Origin of the sequence: Sphaerisporangium sp. NPDC049003, assembly GCF_043197795.1 — a bacterium.
Taxonomy (GTDB): domain Bacteria; phylum Actinomycetota; class Actinomycetes; order Streptosporangiales; family Streptosporangiaceae; genus Sphaerisporangium.
This window is the reverse complement of sequence record NZ_JBICTU010000010.1, coordinates 222850-244690: the sequence shown is the minus strand read 5'-3', so window position 1 is coordinate 244690 and position 21841 is coordinate 222850. Positions and strand designations below refer to the sequence as shown.

The 21841-nt window shown below is 71.4% G+C and carries 22 protein-coding genes; 8 read left to right on the top strand and 14 right to left on the bottom strand.

The features are described from left to right. Window positions 1-515 precede the first annotated feature (515 nt). On the bottom strand, window positions 516-1940 hold the full coding sequence (glnA, locus tag ACGFIV_RS13990; protein WP_358549479.1) for a type I glutamate--ammonia ligase: 1425 nt from the start codon (window positions 1938-1940) through the stop codon (window positions 516-518). Between the two features lie 143 nt (window positions 1941-2083). Between glnA and ACGFIV_RS13985 the strand changes: the two genes are divergently transcribed. After that, complete coding sequence (locus tag ACGFIV_RS13985) at window positions 2084-2542, top strand: RDD family protein (RefSeq protein WP_358549476.1); 459 nt, start codon at window positions 2084-2086, stop codon at window positions 2540-2542. Window positions 2543-2616: 74 nt separating this feature from the next. Here the strand turns inward: ACGFIV_RS13985 and ACGFIV_RS13980 are convergent, their stop codons facing one another. From ACGFIV_RS13980 to ACGFIV_RS13940, 9 genes are all read right to left on the bottom strand, one after another. Continuing rightward, window positions 2617-3432: a class I SAM-dependent methyltransferase gene (locus ACGFIV_RS13980; protein ID WP_392834790.1), complete on the bottom strand. Its 816-nt coding sequence runs from the start codon at window positions 3430-3432 to the stop codon at window positions 2617-2619. Beyond that, on the bottom strand, window positions 3432-4109 hold the full coding sequence (locus tag ACGFIV_RS13975) for a DUF4191 domain-containing protein (protein WP_358549471.1): 678 nt from the start codon (window positions 4107-4109) through the stop codon (window positions 3432-3434). The genes ACGFIV_RS13980 and ACGFIV_RS13975 overlap by 1 nt, the downstream gene beginning before the upstream one ends. Window positions 4110-4423: 314 nt before the next feature. Continuing rightward, the gene (lipA, locus tag ACGFIV_RS13970; protein ID WP_358549468.1) at window positions 4424-5353 is read right to left on the bottom strand and encodes a lipoyl synthase; all 930 of its coding nucleotides are present in this window, start codon (window positions 5351-5353) and stop codon (window positions 4424-4426) included. A gap of 75 nt (window positions 5354-5428) precedes the next feature. Beyond that, complete coding sequence (gene lipB, locus ACGFIV_RS13965; protein ID WP_358549465.1) at window positions 5429-6154, bottom strand: lipoyl(octanoyl) transferase LipB; 726 nt, start codon at window positions 6152-6154, stop codon at window positions 5429-5431. A gap of 20 nt (window positions 6155-6174) precedes the next feature. Continuing rightward, complete coding sequence (locus tag ACGFIV_RS13960) at window positions 6175-6912, bottom strand: peptidase E (protein ID WP_358549462.1); 738 nt, start codon at window positions 6910-6912, stop codon at window positions 6175-6177. 97 nt (window positions 6913-7009) lie between these two features. Then, complete coding sequence (locus ACGFIV_RS13955; protein WP_358549459.1) at window positions 7010-7939, bottom strand: TIGR01777 family oxidoreductase; 930 nt, start codon at window positions 7937-7939, stop codon at window positions 7010-7012. Between the two features lie 243 nt (window positions 7940-8182). Then, window positions 8183-9676: a 2-oxoglutarate dehydrogenase, E2 component, dihydrolipoamide succinyltransferase gene (gene sucB / locus ACGFIV_RS13950; protein ID WP_358549456.1), complete on the bottom strand. Its 1494-nt coding sequence runs from the start codon at window positions 9674-9676 to the stop codon at window positions 8183-8185. A gap of 30 nt (window positions 9677-9706) precedes the next feature. After that, window positions 9707-11086, bottom strand: a complete 1380-nt coding sequence (gene lpdA / locus ACGFIV_RS13945; protein WP_358549454.1) for a dihydrolipoyl dehydrogenase — start codon at window positions 11084-11086, stop codon at window positions 9707-9709. 167 nt (window positions 11087-11253) lie between these two features. After that, window positions 11254-12792: a leucyl aminopeptidase gene (locus ACGFIV_RS13940; RefSeq protein ID WP_392834779.1), complete on the bottom strand. Its 1539-nt coding sequence runs from the start codon at window positions 12790-12792 to the stop codon at window positions 11254-11256. Window positions 12793-12901: 109 nt separating this feature from the next. Between ACGFIV_RS13940 and ACGFIV_RS13935 the strand changes: the two genes are divergently transcribed. Genes ACGFIV_RS13935 through ACGFIV_RS13925 form a run of 3 tightly spaced genes read left to right on the top strand, consistent with a single transcriptional unit; the run spans window position 12902 to window position 15210 of the window. Continuing rightward, window positions 12902-13249, top strand: a complete 348-nt coding sequence (locus tag ACGFIV_RS13935) for a GntR family transcriptional regulator (protein WP_358549449.1) — start codon at window positions 12902-12904, stop codon at window positions 13247-13249. Beyond that, window positions 13246-14223 (top strand): DUF1648 domain-containing protein, encoded by a 978-nt coding sequence (locus tag ACGFIV_RS13930; protein WP_392834774.1) that lies wholly within the window; start codon window positions 13246-13248, stop codon window positions 14221-14223. Before ACGFIV_RS13935 ends, ACGFIV_RS13930 begins: the two co-directional genes overlap by 4 nt. Before the next feature lie 54 nt (window positions 14224-14277). After that, window positions 14278-15210, top strand: a complete 933-nt coding sequence (locus ACGFIV_RS13925) for a CPBP family intramembrane glutamic endopeptidase (RefSeq protein ID WP_392834771.1) — start codon at window positions 14278-14280, stop codon at window positions 15208-15210. Window positions 15211-15241: 31 nt separating this feature from the next. On the opposite strand, the gene ACGFIV_RS13920 is transcribed toward ACGFIV_RS13925, so the two are convergent. Both ACGFIV_RS13920 and ACGFIV_RS13915 read right to left on the bottom strand, forming a co-directional pair. Then, a complete protein-coding gene (locus tag ACGFIV_RS13920; RefSeq protein ID WP_358549441.1) occupies window positions 15242-16012 on the bottom strand; it encodes an adenosylcobinamide-GDP ribazoletransferase in 771 nt (256 codons plus the stop codon). A gap of 1 nt (window position 16013) precedes the next feature. Then, window positions 16014-17117 carry a bifunctional adenosylcobinamide kinase/adenosylcobinamide-phosphate guanylyltransferase gene (locus ACGFIV_RS13915; RefSeq protein ID WP_392834767.1) on the bottom strand — a complete coding sequence of 368 codons (1104 nt, stop codon included), beginning with the start codon at window positions 17115-17117 and terminating at the stop codon, window positions 16014-16016. 257 nt (window positions 17118-17374) lie between these two features. Here ACGFIV_RS13915 and ACGFIV_RS13910 point away from each other — a divergent pair, with 257 nt between their 5' ends. Next, the gene (locus ACGFIV_RS13910; protein WP_358549436.1) at window positions 17375-17581 is read left to right on the top strand and encodes a hypothetical protein; all 207 of its coding nucleotides are present in this window, start codon (window positions 17375-17377) and stop codon (window positions 17579-17581) included. Between the two features lie 110 nt (window positions 17582-17691). Here ACGFIV_RS13910 and ACGFIV_RS13905 read toward each other — a convergent pair whose 3' ends face one another. Further along, complete coding sequence (locus ACGFIV_RS13905; protein WP_358549434.1) at window positions 17692-18690, bottom strand: aldo/keto reductase family protein; 999 nt, start codon at window positions 18688-18690, stop codon at window positions 17692-17694. Between the two features lie 56 nt (window positions 18691-18746). Here ACGFIV_RS13905 and ACGFIV_RS13900 point away from each other — a divergent pair, with 56 nt between their 5' ends. Beyond that, window positions 18747-19883: an SMI1/KNR4 family protein gene (locus tag ACGFIV_RS13900; RefSeq protein ID WP_358549431.1), complete on the top strand. Its 1137-nt coding sequence runs from the start codon at window positions 18747-18749 to the stop codon at window positions 19881-19883. Between the two features lie 4 nt (window positions 19884-19887). On the opposite strand, the gene ACGFIV_RS13895 is transcribed toward ACGFIV_RS13900, so the two are convergent. Then, window positions 19888-20439: a DUF3043 domain-containing protein gene (locus ACGFIV_RS13895; protein WP_392834761.1), complete on the bottom strand. Its 552-nt coding sequence runs from the start codon at window positions 20437-20439 to the stop codon at window positions 19888-19890. A 304-nt stretch (window positions 20440-20743) separates the two neighbouring features. Between ACGFIV_RS13895 and ACGFIV_RS13890 the strand changes: the two genes are divergently transcribed. Beyond that, entirely contained in the window at window positions 20744-21565 is an 822-nt protein-coding gene (locus ACGFIV_RS13890; protein WP_358549425.1) for a PspA/IM30 family protein, read from the top strand. Further along, window positions 21562-21840, top strand: coding sequence for a hypothetical protein (locus ACGFIV_RS13885; protein ID WP_358549423.1), 279 nt, complete (start codon window positions 21562-21564; stop codon window positions 21838-21840). Before ACGFIV_RS13890 ends, ACGFIV_RS13885 begins: the two co-directional genes overlap by 4 nt. The last annotated feature ends 1 nt before the right edge of the window (window position 21841 follow it).

Sequence of the window (21841 nt, the reverse complement as noted above, 5' to 3'; positions counted from 1 at the left end):
TAGCCGCGGGATCAGGTGCACCATCCCCGAACCAGCCGATCGCATCGCCGCGCGCTTACGGCGCGGCAGCCGCGGCGGTCGTCCGTTCACGTTCGCTTCAAGGACATGGGTCCGCGCGGCGAAGTGCGCGAGCCTCGTTGGCCGGGAGAGATGCTCAAGGACTACTGGAGCGCAGGTGAGCAGAAGGGGCAGCTAGGCGGGCGGCGTCAGCGGTAGGTCTTCTTCCAGCAGTCGGACCACGACCGGGCGCGGCTGTTACATCCCGCTGAGGGACGAGGCGACCGAGGAGTTCCACATGCGGACCAGGTGGCGAGCTGCCACTACTTCGGGGTCCGTGATCAGCGGGCGCGGTAGCATGGAAACGGCCCGGCATCGATCTTGATGCAGGGCCGTTCTGTTCCGGTTTTGTGCCGGCCGACGTTGCTCAGCGATGCAGAACAACGACAACCGGCCACGACGTTCACCAGGTCAGCGCCGGTTTCCCGGGAGATCACCGAGGCCGTGAAACCCCGCCGTCACACGTCGTAGTAGAGCTCGAACTCGTGCGGGTGCGGGCGGAGGCGGATCGGGTCGATCTCGTTCTCGCGCTTGTAGGCGATCCAGGTCTCGATCAGGTCGGGCGTGAACACGCCGCCTTCGAGCAGGAACTCGTGGTCGGCCTCCAGCGCGGCGAGGACCTCGGGCAGCGACCCGGGGACCTGCGGGACCGCGCCGGCCTCCTCGGGAGGAAGCTCGTAGAGGTCCTTGTCGACCGGCTGCGCGGGCTCGATCTTGTTGCGGATGCCGTCGAGGCCCGCCATGAGCTGCGCCGCGAACGCGAAGTACGGGTTGCAGGACGGGTCGGGCACGCGGAACTCGATGCGCTTGGCCTTGGGGTTCGACCCCGTGATCGGGATGCGGATGCAGGCCGAGCGGTTGCGCTGGGAGTAGACCAGGTTGACCGGCGCCTCGTACCCCGGCACCAGGCGGTGGTAGGAGTTCACCGTCGGGTTGGTGAAGGCCAGCAGCGCGGGCGCGTGCTTGAGCAGGCCGCCGATGTAGTAGCGGGCCATGTCCGACAGGCCGGCGTAGCCCACCTCGTCGTAGAAGAGCGGCTCGCCGTCCTTCCAGAGCGACTGGTGGCAGTGCATGCCCGAGCCGTTGTCCCCGAAGAGCGGCTTGGGCATGAAGGTGACCGTGTGGCCGTACTCGACCGCGGTGTTCTTGATGATGTACTTGTACAGCATCAGGTTGTCGGCGGTCTTGAGCAGCGTGCCGAAGCGGAAGTCGATCTCGGCCTGGCCGGCGGTGCCCACCTCGTGGTGCTGCATCTCGGTCTCGATGCCGGAGTCGATCAGGCGGCGGACCATCTCGGAGCGCAGGTCGGTGAAGTGGTCCATCGGCGGGACCGGGAAGTAGCCGCCCTTGTAGCGCGGCTTGTACCCGAGGTTGCCGCCCTCCTGGGCCTTGCCGGTGTTCCAGGCGCCCTCGATCGAGTCGATGTGGTAGTAGGCCTCGCTGGAGCTGCTCGCGAAGCGCACATCGTCGAAGATGTAGAACTCGGCCTCGGGGCCGAAGAACACGGTGTCCGCGATGCCGGTGCCCTTGAGGTACTCCTCAGCCTTGCGGGCGACGTTGCGCGGGTCGCGGCTGTAGGCCTCGCCGGTCAGCGGGTCGTGGACGAAGAAGTTCATGATGAGGGTCTTGTGCTGGCGGAACGGGTCCAGCACGGCGGTCGACGGGTCGGGCAGCAACAACATGTCCGACTCGTGGATGGCCTGGAACCCGCGGATCGACGATCCGTCGAACATGAGACCGTCGGTGAAGACGCTGGCGCCAAAGTTTTCCACAGGGAAGGTGAAGTGGTGCGTCGTGCCGGGCAGGTCGGTAAACCTGACGTCGACGAACTGCACCCCTTCGTCCCTGATGAACTTCAGGACGTCGTCGGCGGAGCTGAACATCCAACCTCCCAGGGGCACGGGCTTGCAGACTCGAAGGTAGGCCTGTGCCGTTTCCACCCCATGTCTCGTTTGTTTCACGGGTGTTAAGCGGAGGGGGGTGTGCCGCCGGAAGGACCAAAGCGGCCTCTCGGTATCTTACCTGCATGAACAAGCAACCGAGATGGACGCAGACGTGGATCAGCGGCACCCGCGCCACCGGCGTCGATCTCGGGTACCCAGGCGAGAGACTGGGGCTCCCGAAGGAAGGTCCGGGGTCGGTCTCCGGGTTCGGCAGGCGGCTCGGCGCCATCACCGTCGACTGGCTCATCTGCACCTGGGCGATCGCCCGCGGCCTGCTGGGCGCCGACCCCCGCAGCGCCGGCTGGGTCGGCCTCGGGGTCTTCGCCGTGGAGTACATCGTGCTGGTCGGCACCCTGGGCTCGACGTTCGGCATGAAGCTGTTCGGCATCCGGGTCGCCGCGCTCGACGGCGGCAGGCCCCCGTTCGGCTCGGTCCTGCTGCGCACGCTGCTGCTCTGCCTCGCCGTGCCCGCCCTGATCTGGGACCGCGACCAGCGCGGCCTCCACGACAGGGCCGCCCGCACCGTCGTCGTCCGGGGCTAGGAGCCACAGGGAGCGGCCGGTCCGTACGGCCCGGAGCGGCCGACGGCCGGCCGTACGGACCGGAGTGGCCGCCGTTAGGCGGAAGGGCCGCCGCCGTTCACGCAGGAGAAGATCGCCGTGCCGGGAATGTGCCGGCCGCGCAGCGGGCTCCAGCCGCCCCACGCGCGGTCGTGGCCGGTAGGCCACTCGGGCTCGGTCAGCGACGCGAGGGTCAGCCCCGACGCCACGATCAGCCCCACCCAGTCGCCCAGCGTGCGGTGGTGCTCCACGTAGGAGGGCTCACCGTCCTCGTCGTGCTCGACGTACGGCGAGCGGTCGAAGTACGAGCGGTCGGAGGTCAGGCCGCGCGGGCCGGGATCGTCGGGGAACGCCCAGCGGATCGGATGGCTGACGGAGAAGACGAACAGGCCGCCCGGCCGCAGGACCCGGCGGGTCTCGGTCAGCACGGCCCCGGCGTCGGCGACGAACGGCAGCGCGCCGAACGCCGAGCAGGCCAGGTCGAACGAGCCGTCCGCGAAGGGGATGCGCCCCGCGTCCGCCTGGACGACGGGCAGGCGCGTGCCGAGCTCCTCGTCGATGCGCCTCGCGTGCTGGAGCTGGCGGTGGGACAGGTCGAACGCGGCCACCTCGGCTCCCTGGCCGGTGAGCCACCGCCCGCACTGCCCGGCTCCGCAGCCGATCTCCAGGACCCGGCGGCCGCGCACGTCGCCCAGCAGGCGGGCCTCGGCCTCGTCGAGCCCTTCGGGGCACCAGACGAAGCCCGCGTCGCGCAGGAACCCGCCGTGCTCGGCCTGGTACTCGTCCGCCGCGGAATCCCACCAGCGGCGGTTGGCCCGCACGGTCGGCTCACCGGCCACCGCGCGCCGGTCGACTCCGGAGATGCCCGGCATCACCGCATCTTGCCGCGGGGCATGCGAGCGCCCTTCGGCATCGGGCCCTTCGGCACGGGAATCGACTGCGGCAGCGCCTTGAGCCGGTAGTTGATCTCGGAGACCGCGGGCTTCTTCAGGTTGCGGGGGAGCTTCATCAGGTGGCGCTGGAGCTTCTTGAGGGGGATCTGCCCCTCTCCGTCGCCGCACTGGATGTCGTACACCGGGACGTCGATGGCGACGCGCTGCACGCGCTTCTTCTCGGCCACGAGCATCTTCTGCACCCGGGCGCCCGGGCCCTCGGACACAAGGACGACGCCCGGGTATCCCACGGCGCGGTGCACGAGGTCCTGGTCGCGGGTGACCGCGACGGCGGGGGTGACCTCCCAGTTGCCGCGCATGCTCTGCAGGATCGCCGCGGCGGCGCCCGGCTGGCCGCCGAGCATGGAGTACTGCGCTCGCTGGGCGAGCTGCCCGAAGATCACCATGCCGACCGTGATGCCGACCATGACGCCGAGGACGGCCAGTTGCCACACCAGGCCCGTCACGAGCCCGAGGACGACGAAGACGGCCACGGTGGCGACCGCCGACGCGTAGACGATCGGCATCCCCTTGGGGTTGGCCTTCATGATGATCTGAGCGATCATCCGGAGTTGCTTGATGCGCCCCGGGCGCTCTGGGTCTGCGGGCTTGGCCATGGTTAAAGGATACAAATGCGGAGCTGAAGAAAGGAAAACGTGACCTGAAGACCGGTCAGACCGTGACCGTGAGGGTCGCCGTCAGTCGCCGGTCGGCCACGCTGCGTCCGATCTTGGGTGTCTCGCCCCCCGGGAACCGCGCGCCGGCCCGCGTCCGCCCGCTCACCGAAGGCCCGCTCGGGTGACCGCGTGCTGAGCGGCCGGACCTTGAAGGGACAGCCCGAGCGCGCCCAGGAGCACCGTGAGGTCCACGCCGTACAAGGGGGACCCGCCACAGACGGGAACCCGGCTCAGGCCGCCCTCAGGGGCCGTCCTCAGGCCGTCTGGCGCGCCTCGACGGCCTGCCGGTAGAGACGGCCGGCGCGGTAGGAGGACCGGACCAGCGGCCCGGACATCACCCCGGCGAAGCCGATCTCCTCGGCCACCCGCTGGAGCTCGACGAACTCCTCGGGCTTGACCCAGCGGTCGACGGGGTGGTGGCGCGGCGTGGGGCGGAGATACTGCGTGACGGTCAGCAGGTCGCACCCGGCGTCGTGCAGGTCGCGCATCGCCTGGACGATCTCCTCGCGCTCCTCGCCCATGCCGAGGATGAGGTTGGACTTGGTGACCAGCCCCGCCTCCTGTGCCATCGTGATGACCTGGAGGGAGCGGTCGTAGCGGAAGGCCGGGCGGATGCGCTTGAAGATGCGCGGCACGGTCTCGATGTTGTGCGCGAACACCTCGGGACGGCTGGAGAAGACCTCTTCGAGCTGGTCGCGGTGGCCGTTGAAGTCGGGCACCAGCAACTCGACGCCGCACCCGGGGACCTGGGCGTGGATCTGCCGCGCGGTCTCGGCGTACAGCCACGAGCCGCCGTCGGGCAGGTCGTCACGGGCGACGCCGGTGACGGTGGCGTAGCGCAGGCCCATCTGCGCCACGGACTCGGCGACCCTGCGCGGCTCGTCCCTGTCGTACTCGGCGGGCTTGCCCGTGTCGATCTGGCAGAAGTCGCAGCGGCGCGTGCACTGGTCACCGCCGATGAGGAAGGTGGCCTCGCGGTCCTCCCAGCACTCGGAGATGTTGGGACAGCCGGCCTCCTGGCACACCGTGTGCAGGCCCTGGTCCTTCACGAGCGACTTGATCTCGTTGAAGTTCGGCCCGTTCCTGAGCCGGGTCTTGATCCACGGGGGCTTGCGCTCAATGGGGGTCTGGCTGTTGCGCACCTCCAGGCGGAGGAGCTTACGGCCTTCAGGAGCAACGGTCACGCGCTCAAGCTTACGTCTCCGCGCCCGCTGACCCGGCCCGGGGTCCTCCGAGGCGCGGGAGGTCCGGCCGGAGGGTCACATGCGGCCGGACAGGAGGTCCTCCTCCTGGACGTCGAGGCCTTCGGCGCCGAGCGCCTCGGCCAGCCGCTTCTCGGCGTAGGGGAGGACCTCGTCGACCGTGATGCGCCGCCCGGTCTCGGCCGACAGCGAGGTCACCCCCGCGTCGCTGATGCCGCACGGGATGATGCGGTTGAACCAGCTCGGGTCGTTGGCGCAGTTGAGCGCGTAGCCGTGCATCGTGACCCCTCGCGCCACCCGGATGCCGATCGCGCCCAGCTTGCGGTCGGGCAGGCCGCTCGCGGGGTCGCCCGCGACCCAGACGCCGCTGCGCCCCGCGACACGGCCGGCCGCCACGCCGAAGTCGGCGCACACCTGGATCAGCGACTCCTCCAGCAGGCGGACGTACGCGATCACGTCGAGCGCCTCGGTCAGCCGGACGATGGGATAGCCCACGAGCTGGCCGGGACCGTGCCAAGTGATCTTCCCGCCGCGGTCGACGTCGATGACGGGGGTGCCGTCGACGGGACGCTCCTCGGCACGCGTGCGCTTGCCCGCGGTGTAGACCGGGGCGTGCTCCAGCATGAGGCACGTGTCGGGGATCACGCCCGCGACCCGGCGGGCGTGGACCTCACGCTGGAGTTCCCACGCCTGCTCGTAGGGGACGTCGACTCCGAGACGGACGAGCGCGAGCCTGCCAGCCCCGCTTCCCGTGGTGCTTTCGTGCCTGGCGCGCTCAATCACGGAGCCAGCCTAACGCGAGGTCACGCGGTCAGCAGGCGGGGTTCGACGCGGAATTCCTTCACGCGCCCCTCGTCGTCACGCTCGATCTTGTAGGCGTACCCCTTGGGGTCGACCGTGACGGCCTGGATGAACTCGCGCCCGACGTAGTGCAGGGCCACACCCTCGTCGGCGGCGTACCCCTCGGGGAGCTCGCCCGAGGCGATGGAATCGTGCAGCAGGGCCCGGCGCTGCGGGTCGGAGTTGTAGTGAACTCCACAGGAGTAGGGCAGCAGGCCGAGGCCCTCCGACCACGGGCGCAGGGTGGGGCCGAAGGAGTCGGTGTTGCCGCCGACGTGCCAGCACAGCGCCCCGGCGCTCTGCCCGGACAGCACCACGCCCGACCGCCAGGCCTCCTCGAAGGCCTCGTCGAGGCCGTGCAGCCGCCACAGGGCCGCCAGGTTGGCGACGCTGCCCCCGCTCACGTAGATGACGTCCTGCTCAAGGATCCACTCCCTGGGGCTCTCGACATTGGGCATCGGGAACAGGGCGAGATGGCTCACCTCGACGTCCCACGTGCGGAAGGAGCCGTACATCTTCAGCAGCCAGTCGGCGTCGTCACCGGTCGCGGTGGCGAGCAATCCGAGCTTCGGCCGATCTTGGCCGGTCAGATCGAGTGCGTAACGGAGCAGAGCCGACGCCTCCAGGAAGCCATGACGCGCGGTCGGACGGAACGAACCGCCGCCGATGGCGAGAATGTGGGACTGGCCGAGCCTGCTCATGATCTCTCCTGCTGCATATTCAGGGGCGAGTACGCCTCGCTCCCTACACCACAGGGCCGAGTCGCGGCTTCCTCTCCCATTTCACCGGAACGGCCCCCTAGAGTATGGCTGCCAGTGCCTCGTCGAGACGCGGATGCCTGAACCGGTACCCCATCTCCAGCAGGCGGCGGGGCAGCACGCGCTGGCCGATGAGCACTCCCTCGTCCGCCAGGTCGCCGACCCCGGCCCTCAGGGCGAAACCGGGCACCGCCACGGGCATGGTCGGGCGGTGCAGGGCGCGGCCGAGCGCCCGGGTGAACTCCGCGTTGGTGACCGGCGTGGGGGCCGTGAGGTTCACCGGCCCGGAGACGTCGGGCTCGGCCAGGATGTGGGTCACCGCGCCGAGCCAGTCGGGCAGGGAGATCCACGAGACGTACTGCCGGCCGGAGCCCAGGGGCGCGCCGAGGCCCAGCTTGAAGATCGGCAGCATCTTCCCGAGGAATCCGCCCCGGCTGGTGAGGACATGGCCGGTGCGCATCCGCACGACCCGGACGCCGGCCTCCTCGGCGGGCGTCACCCCGGCCTCCCAGGCCCGCACCAGGTCGGCGATCCACTGCCCGCGCTCCGGGGGACCGCCCTGGCCGTGCGGGCGCGGCGGGGGCTCCCAGGACTCCTCCACGGGGTGCTCGCCCGTGTCGCCGTAGAAGCCGATGGCGGATCCGGACAGCAGCACGCCCGGCTTGCGCTCCAGCCCCGCGATCGTGGTGGCCAGGGTGCGCGTGCCCTCGACGCGGCTGTCGACGATCTCGCGCCGGTAGTCGGCGGTCCACCGCTTGTCGGCGATGCCCGCCCCGGCGAGATGGACGACGGCCTCGGCCCCCTCCAGGACCGTGGGGTCGAGGATGCCCTTGCGCGGGTCCCAGAAGGCCTCGCCGGGCGCCTCGGGGGTGCGGCGTACAAGTCTGACGACGGCGCGGTCGTCGTCGCGCAGGGCGCGGACGAGGGCCGAACCGAGAAGTCCTGAAGAACCGGTGACGACGACTGCCATGCGATCACCCTACGTCGGAGATCGCTCACCGGCCCGGCCAGGCCGCGCGCCGCGTGTCAGCCGGCCCGCCGTGAGCACGTACGGACGTGCCGTGAGCACGCGCCCACGCCCATGAGCACGTACGGACCTGCCGTGAGCACGCACGCGGCCCGCTGTGAGCCTGTACGGGGCCCGCCGTGAACGCGTGCGGCCGGGCCCTGCCGCCTCACAGGACGTCAGGCAGGGCCCCGCCGCGACCGCGGGTCAGCTCAGGCCGAGCTGGTTCTCGAACCGGCCGTCCTCCAGGCGACGCTTGATCGTCGTCAGGAAGCGGGCGGCGTCGGCGCCGTCGACCAGGCGGTGGTCGTAGGTCAGCGCCAGGTACACCATCGAGCGGACCGCGATGACCTCGCCCTCGGGCGTGTCGAGCACGACAGGGCGCTTGACGACCGCGCCGGTGCCGAGGATCGCGACCTGCGGCTGGTTGATGATCGGCGTGTCGAACAGCGCGCCGCGGCTGCCGGTGTTGGTCAGCGTGAACGTGCCGCCGGACAGCTCGTCGGGGCTGACCTTGTTGGTGCGGGTGCGCTCGGCCAGGTCGGCGATCTTGCGGGCGAGGCCGGCCATGTTGAGGTCACCGGCGTCCTTGATGACCGCCGAGGCGAGGCCGCGCTCGGCGTCCACGGCGAAGGCCAGGTGCTCGTGGTCGAAGTACGTGACCTCGTTGGTCTCGCTGTTGATCACCGCGTTCAGCTTCGGGTGCTGCTTGAGCGCCTCGACCGTCGCCAGCGCGAAGAACGGCATGAAGCTGAGCTTCACGCCCTCGCGGCGCTGGAAGTCGGCCTTGGCCCGGTCGCGCAGCCGGGCGATCTTGGTGACGTCGACCTCGACGACCGAGGTGAGCTGCGCGGACGACTGCAGCGACTCCATGGTCCGCTTGGCGATGGTCTGCCGCATCCGCGACATCTTCTCGGTGCGGCCGCGCAGCGTGGTGTCCGCCTTGACCGGCTCGGGGGCCGGGGCGGCGGCCTGCGGCGCCTGCGCGGGCTGGGCGGGCTGCGCGGGGGCGGACGGCGCGGCCTGGGCCTCGGCGGCCTGTGCCTGCGCGGCCTGCTCACGCTGGATGCGCGCGGCTTCGAGCACGTCCTGCTTGCGGATGCGCCCGCCGACGCCGGTGCCGCTCAGCGCGTCGAGGTCGACGCCGTGCTCGCCCGCGAGCTTGCGGACCAGCGGCGTGACGTACGGGCTGTCGCCGCCGGAGGCGGCCGGCGCGATCGGCGACGGGGCCGCGGTGGCGGGCTGGGCCTGCTGGGCGGGCTGCTGCGGGGCCTGCGGGCGGGCCTGCTGCTGGGCGGGCTGCGGCGCGGGCGGCTGCGGGATCGAGGAGGCCGGGGCGGGCGCGGGCTCGGGGGCCTTGGCCTGCTCGGGCTCGGGCTGCGGCTCCGGCTGGGGCGCGGGCTCCGGCTCGGCCTGGGCCTGCGGCTCGGCCTGCGCGGGAGCGGCGGCCCCGCCCGAGGAGCCGTCCCCGTCGATGACGGCGAGCTCGGCGCCGACCTCGACGGTCTCGTCCTCGGCAACGACGATCTTGGTGAGAACGCCCGCGGACGGGGAGGGGATCTCGGTGTCGACCTTGTCGGTGGAGACTTCGAGCAAGGGCTCGTCGGCCTCGACCTGGTCCCCCTCCTTCTTCAACCATCGGGTGACGGTGCCCTCGGTCACGCTCTCGCCGAGCTGGGGCATGGTTACGGAAACCGGCATGGTGTCTACTCTCGCGTTTCCTGTGAGGGCTTAGTTGTGTACGTGAAGAGGCTTGCCGGCCAGAGCGAGCATCGCCTCGCCGACGGCCTCGGACTGGGTCGGGTGCGCGTGGATGAGCTGGGCCACCTCGGAGGGCAGCGCCTCCCAGTTGTAGATCAGCTGCCCCTCGGTGACGAGCTCGCCCATGCGCTTGCCGACCATGTGGACCCCGAGCACCGGACCGTCCTTCTGAGAAATGATCTTGACGGCGCCCTGGGTGCCGATGATCTGGCTCTTCGGGTTGCCGCCGAGGTCGTAGACCAGCTCGGTGATCTCGTGGCCCCGCTCCCTGGCGACGGCCGACGTGATGCCCACCGAGGCGACCTCGGGGTCTGAGTAGGTGATGCGGGGCACGCCGGCGTAGTCGATCGGGACGGGGTCGAGCCCCGCGATGTGCTCGGCGACGAGGATGCCCTCGGCGAAGCCGGCGTGCGCCAGCTGGAGCGTCGGGATCAGGTCGCCGACCGCGTAGACGCCGGGCACGCTCGTCTGGCAGAACTCGTCGACCACGACGGTGCCGCGCTCGATCGCGACGCCGGTCTCCTCGAAGCCCATGCCGGAGGTGACGGCCCCCCGGCCGACGGCGACCAGGAGCAGCTCGGCGTCGAAGGTCTTGCCGCCCTCCAGCGTCACGACGACGCCGGTGTCGGTGGTCTTGACGCTCTCGAAGCGCGTGCCCAGCTCGTACTTGATGCCCCGGCGGCGGAAGGCGCGCTCCAGGAGCTTGGAGCTGGACTCCTCCTCCAGCGGGAGCAGGTGGGGGAGGGCCTCGATGATCGTGACCTCGGAGCCGAACGACTTCCAGACGGAGGCGAACTCGACGCCGATGACGCCGCCGCCGAGAACGATCACCGAGGACGGGACGCGGTCGAGCTTCAGCGCGTGGTCGCTGGTGATGACCCGCTCGCCGTCGATTTCGAGACCGGGAAGCGACTTCGGCACCGAGCCGGTCGCCAGCACGATGCTGTGACCCTCGACGGCCTGGTCGCCCACGATGACGCGGTTGGGGCCGGCCAGCCTGCCGGCGCCCTCGATGAGGGTGACGCCCCTGCTCTTGAGCAGGCCCTGGACGCCCTTCCAGGCGCGGTTCACGATCTTGTCCTTGAAGGCGTGGACGCCGCTCATCTCGATGCCCTCGAAGCGGGCCTTGACGCCGACGCTCGTGGCCTCGCGGGTCTCGTCGGCGACCTCGGCCGCGTGCAGAAGCGCCTTTGTGGGGATGCATCCCCGGTGCAGGCACGTGCCGCCGATCTTGTCCTTCTCGATCAGCGCGACGGACTTGCCTAGCTCGGCCGCTCGCAGGGCGCAGGCGTAGCCACCGCTACCGCCGCCCAGGACAACGATGTCGAAGGGGCCGCTGCCATCAGCCACTGGAAAGCTCCTTGTCGGATCGGTGGGTCCTCACGGCCGGGTCATGCCCGCTTTCACGGGGTGCCCGGCCTGCCCAACAGCATCTTTTCACTTGTCTCGCGTGTATGTGACGCGCTTGGCCGCCGGTCGGCGGCCCGGGCCTCACGGCCGGTCGCGTCCTGCGCTCATCATGCCTCGCGGGCCGCCTGGTAGCGCTCGGCCAGCGCGATCAGGGTGCGGGTGGTCATGCCGGTGCCGCCCTTGGGGGTGTACCCGTGCGGCGCGTCCTTGTTGAAGGCCGGCCCCGCGATGTCGAGGTGGGCCCAGCGCACGCCCTCGGGGACGAACTCGCGCAGGAAGATGCCGGCGGCCAGCATGCTGCCTGAGCGCTCCGGGTTGAGGTTGGCGATGTCGGCGATCGGGGAGTCGAGGCCCTTGCGGAGCTCCTCGGGAAGCGGCATGCCCCAGGCGGCCTCGCCCTGCGCCACGGCCACGTCGACGACCTCCTCGCGCAGTTCGTCGTCGGAGGCCATGACGCCGCAGGTGCGCCATCCGAGGGCGACGATCTGCCCGCCGGTGAGGGTCGCCACGTCGACGATGACGTCGGGGCCGTCCTCGCCGGCGCGGGCGATGCCGTCGACCAGGACCAGCCGGCCCTCGGCGTCGGTGTCGAGCACCTCGACGGTCTTGCCCGAGTAGGTGGTGAGCACGTCGGAGGGGCGCTGGGCGGTGCCGCTCGGCATGTTCTCGGCCAGGCAGAGATAGCCCACGGCGTTGACGCGAAGGCCCAGCCTGGCGATGGCCAGCATCGCGCCGAACACCGCGCCTGCGCCGCCCATGTCGGACTTCATCCAGGCCATGGACGCGGACGGCTTGAGCGACAGGCCGCCGGAGTCGAAGGTGATGCCCTTGCCGACGAACGCCAGGGTGGTCTCGGCCTCGGGGTGGGTGTAGCCCAGGCGCACGAGCCGGGGCGGGTTGGCCGAGCCCTGCCCGACCCCCACGATGCCTCCGTAGCCGCCGTCCTTGAGCGCGACCTCGTCGAGGACCTCGACCGACAACCCGGCCTTGGCGCCGGCCTCCTCGGCGATCTCCGCGAAGCGGGCCGGCGGGAGGTCGGACGGGGGCGTGTTCACCAGGTCGCGGACGAGCGTGACGGACTCGGCCAGCGTCGCGGCCCGCCTCACGGACTCCTCGGCGCCGGACGCGTCGCTCAGCACGACGAGCTCGGTGAGCTGCGGCTTGGCGTCGCCCCCCGTGCGGTACCTGGTGAAGTCGTAGGCGCCGAGCAGGCCGCCCAGGGCCACGGCCTCGGCCTGCTCAGGCGTCGCCGCGGGCAGCGCGAGGGCGGCGCGGGCCGTGCCGGCCAGGGAGCGGGCGGCGACACCGGCGGCACGGCGCAGGACCTCCAGGTCGTACGCGCCGTCCTGCGCGGGAGCGTCTCCGAGGCCCACGGCGACGGCCACGGGCGCGGAGACCGCGCCGAAGGTCGGGAACTTGGCGATCTCGCCGGCCTTGCCGGAGAAGCCGAGCGCGCGCAGAGTCGCGGAGAGCCCGCCGGTGAGCGCGGTGTCGAGGGCTTCGGCGCCGGGCGCGGGGCGGGGTCCGTCGGGGGAGGCGTTGATTCCGACTACGAGGGCGTCGGTCACCACCGACCCCAAGTCAAAAGCGTTAAGTCGCACTGTCGTCACGAAGGCCGATGCTAGCCGTGCTTCCCGCGTACGCATAAACGAGGGTTCGTCCTACGAATTCCTCACCTGCGTGAACGCTCATGATGCTAGCCGACCTGGCACCATCTCGCGGATCGGTGCGAATGGTACTAATGTAACTAGCATCATGTTGCTCACACTCGATCTGAACGATCCACGGCCGCTCCACGAGCAGGTGGCCGGGGCGGTCAGGCACGCCGTCGCCTCCGGATCGGTGCTTCCAGGGCAGCGGCTGCCCTCCGCCCGCGATCTCGCCGCCGCCCTCGGCGTGAACGCCAACACGGTGCTGCGGGCCCTTCGTGACCTGAGGGACGAGGGGGTCCTGGAGTTCCGCCGGGGCCGCGGGGTGTCGGTGCTCCGGCCCCCCGACGGGCGAGAGGTCCTCCTGCGTAGGTCGCGCGAGTTGCTCGAAGAGGCGGATCGGTACGGCTTCCGCCCCGAGGACGTCATTGAGATCATCAAGGAGTTGTCATGAGCCACCGGTCGCGGTTCCTCCTGGCGGCCGGCGCGTGGGTCGTGGCGGTCACCGGTGCCCTGGTCGCCCTCCCCCTCGCGCTGCGCGACCGGCTGCCCGATCCGCTCGCCACGCACTGGGGCCCCTCGGGCGAGGCGGACGGCGCCATGTCCTTCTGGCAGGCGCTCCTGATGGAGCTGGGCGTCTGGGCGCTGCTGGCCGGGGTCGCGTGGTACGCGGCCCTGCGCCGGGACGCCGTCCGGCACAGGGCGCCACGGAAGGCGGCCGGGGCCATGCTGGGCGGAGCGGGCGCCTTCGTGGTGGCCCTGCAGGGCATGACGCTCGCCGCCAACCTCGACCGCCCCGGCTGGCAGGCCGCCGGACGGCTCGACTGGCAGGTCCTGCTCGCCCTCGGCGGCGCGGTCGCCGCCGGCGCGCTCGGCTGGCTGGCCGCCTCGCCAGGCCCGGACGAGCCGTACGCCCGGGAGCCGGTGAAGCAGGCCAGGATGCGGCTGCGGCCGGGCCAGCGGGTGGTGTGGACGTCCTCGGCGTCGAACTCCTGGGTGGCGGGGCTGGGGGTCGCGGCCCTGGTGGCGGCCCTGGTGCTCTCCCTGTCCAGCCTCACCGTCGGGATCGGCGGCCTGCGGGCCACGGCCGGCTCGCTGGCGGTCGCCGGCGTCCTCGGGCTGGCGCTGTCCACGGTCGGTGTCAGGGTGAGCGACAAGGGCGTCGTCATCTCCTTCGGCCCGTTCCGCTGGCCGAGCCGCAAACTCGCCCTCCGAAAGATCCAGAGCGCGAGGGCCGAGGAGCGGAGCCCGCTGCAGGTCGGCGGCTGGGGGCTGCGCGGGCTTCCGGGCAGCGCCACGATCATGATCCGCGGCGGCGAGTGCCTCGTCGTGCGCTACCCCTCCGGCGGCGAGCTGGGAATCACCGTCGACGACGCGGCTCGCGGCGCCGCCCTGCTGAACGCCCTCATCGCCGAGTCGGCGCCCTGACGCGAAGCCCTCAACCCCGCCCCGCCCACCAGCACTCTGCCCCCGAGGTGTCCCATGTCCCGTCGTCCTGGCGATCTCGCCGTGTTCCTGCTGGTCGCCTTCGGGCTTTCCTGGCTGTTCGCTGTGCCGTTGTGGCTCTCGGGTGGCTCCGGCCTGGTCACGGTGACCGGTCTGGCCATGATGTTCACGCCCGCGATCGCCGTGCTGACCGTGTGGCGGCTCCGCCACCGGGAGGTGCCCTTCCGGGAATGGGCCGGGCGGACCGGCCTCACCTTCGGAGGACGCCCGGGCCGCGCCTGGAAGTACATCGCCGTCGCCTGGGCCGGCACCGTGCTGCTCACCCTCCTCGCCACCGCGATCAGTGTGGCGACCGGCCTGCTGAGCGTGGACCTGGCCGGGCTCAGTCTGTTCCGTGCGCAGATCGCGTCGCTGGGCCGGGGCGCCTCGCTTCCCCTCGACCCGCACACGCTCGCCGTCATCCAGCTCGCCCAGGGTCTCATCATGGGCCCGGTGGTCAACGCGATCCCTGCGCTCGGGGAGGAGTACGGCTGGCGCGGATGGCTGCTGCCGAGGCTCATGCCCCTCGGCGCCACCAAGGCGCTGGTGGCGTCCGGCGTGATCTGGGGACTCTGGCACGCGCCCCTGACCCTGCGTGGCTACAACTATCCCCAGCTCGGGGCCTGGGCGGCCGTCATGTTCGTCGGGTTCTGCGTGCTCTTCGGCATCTTCCTCGGACGGCTCCGCCTGGCCTCCGGCAGCGTGTGGCCCGCCGTCGCCGGGCACGGCGTGCTGAACGCCCTGGCCGGCCTGCCGCTCCTGCTGGGAGACGCGGCACATCCTCCGAACCTGGCCGTGGCCGGCGTCACCGGCCTGGTCGGCTGGGCCCTGCTCGCCGTCGTCGCCGCGTTCGTGCTGAGGACGGGCCGGCCGCCCGCGCGTCCGACGCCCGTCCAGGGTGAGCCAACAGGGCCCGCCGTCCAGGGGTGAGCCAAGGGGGCCCGCCGGCCGGGGGTGAAGGTCAGGGCGCCGCCGCGCACACGACCAGGGCGGTGGCGGTGGCGATCTCGGCAAGGGCGCCGAGGACGTCCCCGGTGATCCCTCCGAGCCGCCGGGTGGCGTGTACGCGCGTCGCCCAGGCCGCGCCGAGCCCGGCCGCGAGCGCCAGAGGGTAGGTGACCGGCCCGCCGGCCGCCAGGCCGAGGACCAGGGCCCCGGCGGCGACCGGCACGGTCGCGATGATCGCCGTGCTCGGCCGTACCGTCCCGGCCACCATGGCGCCGAGCCCCCCGGGCCGCGCAGAAGGCACCCCCGCCACGCAGGCCCAGGTGAGCGCGAGCCTTCCCGTGACGCACGCGAGGACCAGCGAGGCCGGACCGGCCTCGGAGGCCGCCGTGGCCTGCACCAGCAGTGTGAAGACGAGCGTCACCACGCCGAACGGCCCGATGTCGGAGCGCTTCATGATGTCCAGCGCCTGCTCGGCCGGCTTGCCGCTGCCGAGGCCGTCCGCCAGGTCGGCGAGGCCGTCCAGGTGCAGGCCCCGCGTCAGCACGGCGAGGGAGCCGAGGGCCAGGGCCGCCGCGAGCAGCGGAGAGACCAGGAACGCGGCGGCGGCCATGACGGCCGCCGCCACCAGGCCGAGGGCGAGGCCGACCAGCGGCGCCAGCGTCATGGCCCAGCCGGCCGTCGTGCGGTCGACGCGGGGCACGCCCGCCGGGCAGACGGTGAGCGTGCCGACGGCCAGGCGCAGCCCCGCGGCGACCGGCGATTCGGGGACTTCGGACGCGGCCATGTCAGACCGGAAGGGGGACGACGCGGCCGGCCACGACGAGGACGGCCTCTTCCGACTCCGCGGCGAGACGCTGGTTGAGGCGGCCGAGCGCGTCGCGGAACACGCGCCCGCTGGCCGTCGCGGGCACCACGCTGAGGCCCACCTCGTCGCTGACCGCCACCACCTGGGCCCGGGTCTGCCGCCAGGCGGCGACCAGGTCGTCGCAGCGCGCCGCCACCGCGTCCAGGGCCGTGCCGAACCGGCCGGGCTTGCGTCCCCGGGGACGGTCGTAGGCGGGATCCCCCCACGCCCCGCACCCGTCGAACACCGCCGCCAGCCAGGTGCCGATGCCGTCGACGAGCAGCGGCCCCGTCTCCGACCTCAGCAGCGCCTCAAGCTCGGTGGTCTCGATGGTCGTCCAGTACGGCGGGCGGCGCAGCCGGTGGGCGCGGACGCGGGCGAGCCAGTCGGCGTCCCTCCCGCCGGTCGGCCCGGTGGCGACATAGGTGACGTCCGGCTCGGCGATCAGCCGCATCTCCGCCTCGGCCGACTTGCCCGAGCGGGCGCCTCCGAGGACCAGCACCCGTCTCGGCGCGAGCGCCCGTGCGGGCGCGGGCAGGCGCGTGTCGAGGATCGTGCCGTCGTCGACCATCTGCGCACCCCAGTACGAAAGGCGCCTGTCCAGCTCGGCCTCGGAGGGAAGGCGGTGGTCGAGGTGGACCGCCACGACGTGCGTCCGCGCGGTGACGAGCCCGCGCCGCCGCAGGTCGCCCAAACGCTCGGGATGGTCGAGAAGGTCGATGAGCACGAGGTCGTAGGCCTCCTCCGCCCAGCTCGGCGAGGGGGACCCGCAGTGGTCGTCCGGCGAGACGGCGTGCAGGACCCGGCCGCGGTCGGGGCCGCTCATCGCGTACCCGTCGGGCGTGACGATCATCCGGTAGCCCTTGGGGAGCGACGCCGGAGGCGCGAGGGGGAGACCTGCGGGCGGCGAGAGCCGTACGACGTCGTCCAGCACGACGGCGGTGGGACGGCGGTGGCCGGGGGACAGCCTGCCGCAGGAGGCGCAGCCGCACGCGGGCTCGGGCCACCCATAGGGGCCGGCCGTGCCGGAGAGCAGAACCTTCACTACGCCCTGACCGGGGAGGGGGGCTCGGCCGCCGTCGCGAGTCCGGGTCCGGCGGGCGCCGGGAGACGGAACGTGGGCGGCATGAGTTGGCCTCCATCCTCGATGGGTCTCGCGGTTCGGCTCGTCCCGGTGGTTCTCCTGGCCCGGCTGGCCTGTCCCGACGCCCTCACGGCAAGATCTGCGGCACACTCCAGGAGATAGGGTCTGCTCAGCCTGTTGAAGGCATTGGGCAAACCCCGTGAAAAGGAGCGTATGGCATGACTTGGCGCTGGCGATATGAAAATGCTAATGGTGGTGAGGTTACGGACGGCCCGCTTCCGCGCGAGATCTTTCCAAGTCAGGCCGACGCGGAGTCATGGCTCGGAGAAAACTGGCGAACCCTTCTGAATTCCGGCATCGAGCAGGTCTCGCTGCTGGAAGACGACAAGGTCGAGTACGGCGGGATGTCCTTGCGTGCCGAGTGATGGCCGGGCCCCTTGGCTATTCCTGTGGCCGATGTGACGAATGTTGTCAAGTGACCGGGAACGCAAGGGGCCCGTGAGCCTTTACGGTCGCGCCCTTAACGCCACCGCCGCTAGGGCCGTGCCGCCGGGCTCTCGGTCAGGGCGGGGTCCCGCACCACGACCGGGCCGAGCGCGTCGTCGATCTTGGCGAGGACGTCGGCGTCGAGCCTCACCCCGGACGCCTTGACGTTGTCACGCACCTGCTCCGGCCTCGTGGCCCCGACGATGGCCGACGAGACGTTGGGGTTGTGCAGCACCCACGCCACCGCCAGCTGCGCCATCGTCAGCCCGAGGTCGGCCGCGATCGGCTTGAGGTCCTGCACCCGCGTGAGCAGGTCGTCGTCGAGCATGCGGGAGATGAAGCCCGACCCGGTCGGGTCGGTGGCCCGCGATCCCGAGGGCGGCGCCTGCCCGGGGAGGTACTTCCCGGTGAGCACGCCCTGCGCGATGGGGGACCACACGATCTGCCCGACCCCCTCCTTCTCGCACAGCGGCACGACCTCGGACTCGATGACGCGCCACAGCATGGAGTACTGGGGCTGGTTGGAGACCAGGCGGTCGAAGCCCATCTCGTCGGCGATCCTGAGCGCGTCGGCGATCTGCGAGGCCTTCCACTCGCTGACGCCCACGTAGAGGACCTTCCCCTGGCGCACGAGGTCGTCGAAGGTCTTCAGCGTCTCTTCGAGCGGCGTCTCGTAGTCGTACCGGTGCGCCTGGTAGAGGTCGACATAGTCGGTTCCCAGGCGGCGCAGCGAGCCGTTGACGCTCTCGGTGATGTGCTTGCGCGACAGGCCACGGTCGTTCTGCCCGGGTCCGGTCGGCCAGTAGACCTTCGTGAAGATCTCCAGGGACTCGCGGCGGACGCCCTTCAGCGCGCGGCCGAGGACCTCCTCGGCCCGGGTGCCCGCGTAGACGTCGGCGGTGTCGAAGGTGGTGATCCCCTCGTCGAGGGCGGCGCTCACGCACTCCTTGGCGGCGTCCTCCTCGACCTGGGAACCATGGGTGATCCAGTTGCCGTAGCTGATCTCGCTGACCTTGAGACCGCTGCGGCCAAGATGACGGAATTGCATGCGACCGACCCTAACCGGCGCCTTCCGGTGATCTGATTCGGGATAGTCTGCCCGGCGTGCGGCGGCTGATCACTTCGAGGGTTCTCAGGCTGGCGCTCGCGGTGACCGCCGCGGGCATGGCGGCGGGGACGGTGGTGTGGGCCTGGCGCGCCCTCTCGCGGCGCGGCGCCCCGCCTGCCCGCCTCGCGTCCGCCCCGGCTCCGTCGATCAGGCGGTCATCCGCTCCGGGTTCTCCGGTCGGGCTCGCGTCCGCCCCCGGCCCGGCGCCGCGCGAGCCCGTACAGGAGGCCGTGCCGCCCGAACCGGTGCTCGGCCGTCCCTCGGCCGCCGACCTGAGGCGTTACGACCCGGACCGGGCGAGGCCGATCGGGAGGTGGGGGTACGTGGCCGCCGCCTGTGTCGTCGTCTTCACCGGCCACTTCGCGCCGTACCTGGGGCCAGGTGAGGGCGGTTTCCTCGTCGGCGGGGGCGGCCCGCTCGTGCCGTACGTGGAGCCGGGCCGGGGCGCCGGCTTCGCGGCGGGACCGTCGGCGGACCCCTCCGCCGGGTCCTCACCCGACCATGTCGCGTTCCCCGGGGATCTCCCGCCCTCGCCGGATCCCGCCTGTCGTCCCGGTAGGCGGCCGATCGTCGTACGGGAGGCCGGCCCCCGGGTGACCAGGCCGGTCGTTCACCAGTGGCGGCGGATCGAGAGATGGCTCAGGGTCCACGCGCCCGTCACCTACGGCGAGCTCCGGCCTCCCGCGAGCGCCCGGGTCGTCGCGCTCGCGGAGGCGCAGATGGGGGTGGACCTCCCCGCCAGCCTGCGTGCGTCGCTGCTCCGCCACAACGGCTCCCGCACCCCCGGCTTCGCGTTCCCCGGCGCGGGCACCGCGGGCGTACGGGCCCTGGGCGTGCGGGAGATCCGCGACGCTTGGCGCGCGCTGTGCGCCGAGGGCAGGCCCGGCACTGTGAACCGCCGCCTGATCCTCTTCGCCGGCGTCGAGGGAGGGCCGGGACTGGAGGCCGACCCCGGGCACGGCGGCGTCGGGGTCCTCGCCGGGGGCGGCCTCATGCCAGCCACGGAGATCGGCTGGTCGTCGTACTACGCGTTGCTCAGGGACACGGCGCGCTCCCTGGAAACCGGGCGCCCGCTGCGGGGCCTGCGCCCCGAGGTGAGCGCGGGCCGGGTGCTCTGGACCCCGGCCCGGTGACGGGTCACCTCTTCGGCGGGACGGGCTTGCCGCCCGGGAGCAGCATGGGCGGCGGGAAGCGCAGGCGGCGGATCTGCATCGCCCGCATGGCGGCGTAGAAGCCGACGCCCTTGAGGTTCTCGTCGGGGAACCGCTTGGCCGCCTCCTTCTTGACCCGCTGGGCCACGAAGAACGAGCTGCCCGCCACCGCGACGATCATCAGCGGCCACAGGATCGTGATCGCGTAGGAGTAGAGGAGCATGCCGGTCTGCCCGCCGAACATGGGGATCGTCCACAGGACGACCAGCAGGACCAGCGAGACGGGGAGGAAGAACTGGCTGATGGTCCGCCGGGAGTCGACCCAGTCGCGGGCGAGCTTGCGCGCCGGCCCCCGGTCGCGGGCGGGCAGGTAACGTTCCTCGCCCTTCAGCATGCCCTCGCGCGCGCGGATCCGCTCGGCGGCCTGGCGTTCGCGAGCCTGCTTGTAGGCCTCTTTGCGGTTGGTGGGGGCGGTCACCGGCTGGCGGCGGCGGCCTTGGGCCTCGCGGCGCTTGGGGGTAGGGCGGCCCTTTCCCATGCTTTTGGCCTGCGTCTCGGAAGACGAGGAGGGAGAGTCATCCACGGGGGCCTGCGTACGACGTCGGAACACGACGTCAGCCTACCGGCGGTGCAACTTAATGACGCCCTCGTGCGTTATGCGTAGGGTGGACCTGAGCGACTTTGCCGCGATAATCGGGGGCTGACGATGAGTGAGCAGCCTGTGGAGTCGCGAGTCGGCGCAAGGGAGCATGAATGCCAGCGCAGCGAGCATACGGCCAGCGAGCGTCGCAGCCAGCGGGAGCATAGGCACAGCACTACCAAGAAGGGGACGGCCAACGCGCATGAGCGTGATGAAGAGACTTTCCTTGATCTTCAAGTCCAAGGCCAACAAGGCCTTGGACAAGATGGAAGATCCGCGCGAGACCCTCGACTACTCCTATCAGCGGCAGCTTGAGCTGTTGCAGAAGGTTCGCCGGGGCGTGGCCGACGTCGCCACCTCGCGCAAGCGGGTTGAGCTGCAGATCAACCAGATCCAGCAGCAGGCGAGCAAACTTGAGGACCAGGGCCGCAAGGCCCTCAGCGTGGGACGTGAGGACCTCGCCCGTGAGGCGCTGAGCCGGCGGTCCTCGCTGAACACCCAGATCGCCGACCTGCGGACGCAGCACAACAACCTGCAGGGCGAGGAGGAGAAGCTCACCCTCGCGAGCCAGCGCCTCCAGGCCAAGGTCGACTCCTTCCGCCACAAGAAGGAGACCATCAAGGCCACCTACACCGCGGCCGAGGCGCAGACGCGCATCAACGAGGCATTCTCCGGCATCTCCGAGGAGATGGGCGACGTGGGTCTCGCGATCCAGCGCGCCGAGGACAAGACCGCCCAGATGCAGGCGCGCGCGGGAGCGATCGACGAACTGCTCGCCAGCGGCGCGCTCGACGACTTCAGCGGCTCGCGTCCCGACGACATCCAGGCCGAGCTCGACCGCATGGGCGGCGGCAGCGACGTGGAGCTGGAGCTCGCCCGCATGAAGGCCGAGCTGGGCCAGGGCCCGGCGCCGCGCGACGCGATCGAGGCCGGCCAGCCGGGGCAGCAGTCTGCTCCGCAGGCCGCTCCGCAGCAGCACTCGCAGCCGACCCAGCAGTACCGTCAGCCGGGGGAGGGCCTGTGATCGTCCGAATCATGGGTGAGGGCCAGTGTGAGATCGCCGAAGGCGACATCGACGTGCTCAACACCCTCGACAGTGAGCTAGAGGCCGCGATCGAGACCGACGACGAGGCCCAGTTCCGCTCGAAGCTCCACGCGCTGCTCGACAAGGTGCGGCAGATCGGCAAGCCGCTGCCCGACGACGCCCTGGAGCCTTCGGAGCTGATTTTGCCCCCGGCCGACGCTTCGATCGACGAAGTCAGGGGCATGCTTGGCGATTCAGGGCTTATACCAGGCTAGT

Excerpts from the sequence above, each read along its gene's own strand:
- glnA (WP_358549479.1), bottom strand. The coding sequence starts at position 1,940 with ATGTTCAGCTCCGCCGACGACGTCCTGAAGTTCATCAGGGACGAAGGG.
- ACGFIV_RS13985 (WP_358549476.1), top strand. The coding sequence starts at position 2,084 with ATGAACAAGCAACCGAGATGGACGCAGACGTGGATCAGCGGCACCCGC.
- ACGFIV_RS13980 (WP_392834790.1), bottom strand. The coding sequence starts at position 3,432 with ATGCCGGGCATCTCCGGAGTCGACCGGCGCGCGGTGGCCGGTGAGCCG.
- ACGFIV_RS13975 (WP_358549471.1), bottom strand. The coding sequence starts at position 4,109 with ATGGCCAAGCCCGCAGACCCAGAGCGCCCGGGGCGCATCAAGCAACTC.
- ACGFIV_RS13960 (WP_358549462.1), bottom strand. The coding sequence starts at position 6,912 with ATGAGCAGGCTCGGCCAGTCCCACATTCTCGCCATCGGCGGCGGTTCG.
- ACGFIV_RS13955 (WP_358549459.1), bottom strand. The coding sequence starts at position 7,939 with ATGGCAGTCGTCGTCACCGGTTCTTCAGGACTTCTCGGTTCGGCCCTC.
- sucB (WP_358549456.1), bottom strand. The coding sequence starts at position 9,676 with ATGCCGGTTTCCGTAACCATGCCCCAGCTCGGCGAGAGCGTGACCGAG.
- ACGFIV_RS13940 (WP_392834779.1), bottom strand. The coding sequence starts at position 12,792 with ATGCGTACGCGGGAAGCACGGCTAGCATCGGCCTTCGTGACGACAGTG.
- ACGFIV_RS13935 (WP_358549449.1), top strand. The coding sequence starts at position 12,902 with ATGTTGCTCACACTCGATCTGAACGATCCACGGCCGCTCCACGAGCAG.
- ACGFIV_RS13930 (WP_392834774.1), top strand. The coding sequence starts at position 13,246 with ATGAGCCACCGGTCGCGGTTCCTCCTGGCGGCCGGCGCGTGGGTCGTG.
- ACGFIV_RS13925 (WP_392834771.1), top strand. The coding sequence starts at position 14,278 with ATGTCCCGTCGTCCTGGCGATCTCGCCGTGTTCCTGCTGGTCGCCTTC.
- ACGFIV_RS13920 (WP_358549441.1), bottom strand. The coding sequence starts at position 16,012 with ATGGCCGCGTCCGAAGTCCCCGAATCGCCGGTCGCCGCGGGGCTGCGC.
- ACGFIV_RS13910 (WP_358549436.1), top strand. The coding sequence starts at position 17,375 with ATGACTTGGCGCTGGCGATATGAAAATGCTAATGGTGGTGAGGTTACG.
- ACGFIV_RS13905 (WP_358549434.1), bottom strand. The coding sequence starts at position 18,690 with ATGCAATTCCGTCATCTTGGCCGCAGCGGTCTCAAGGTCAGCGAGATC.
- ACGFIV_RS13895 (WP_392834761.1), bottom strand. The coding sequence starts at position 20,439 with ATGGGAAAGGGCCGCCCTACCCCCAAGCGCCGCGAGGCCCAAGGCCGC.
- ACGFIV_RS13890 (WP_358549425.1), top strand. The coding sequence starts at position 20,744 with ATGAGCGTGATGAAGAGACTTTCCTTGATCTTCAAGTCCAAGGCCAAC.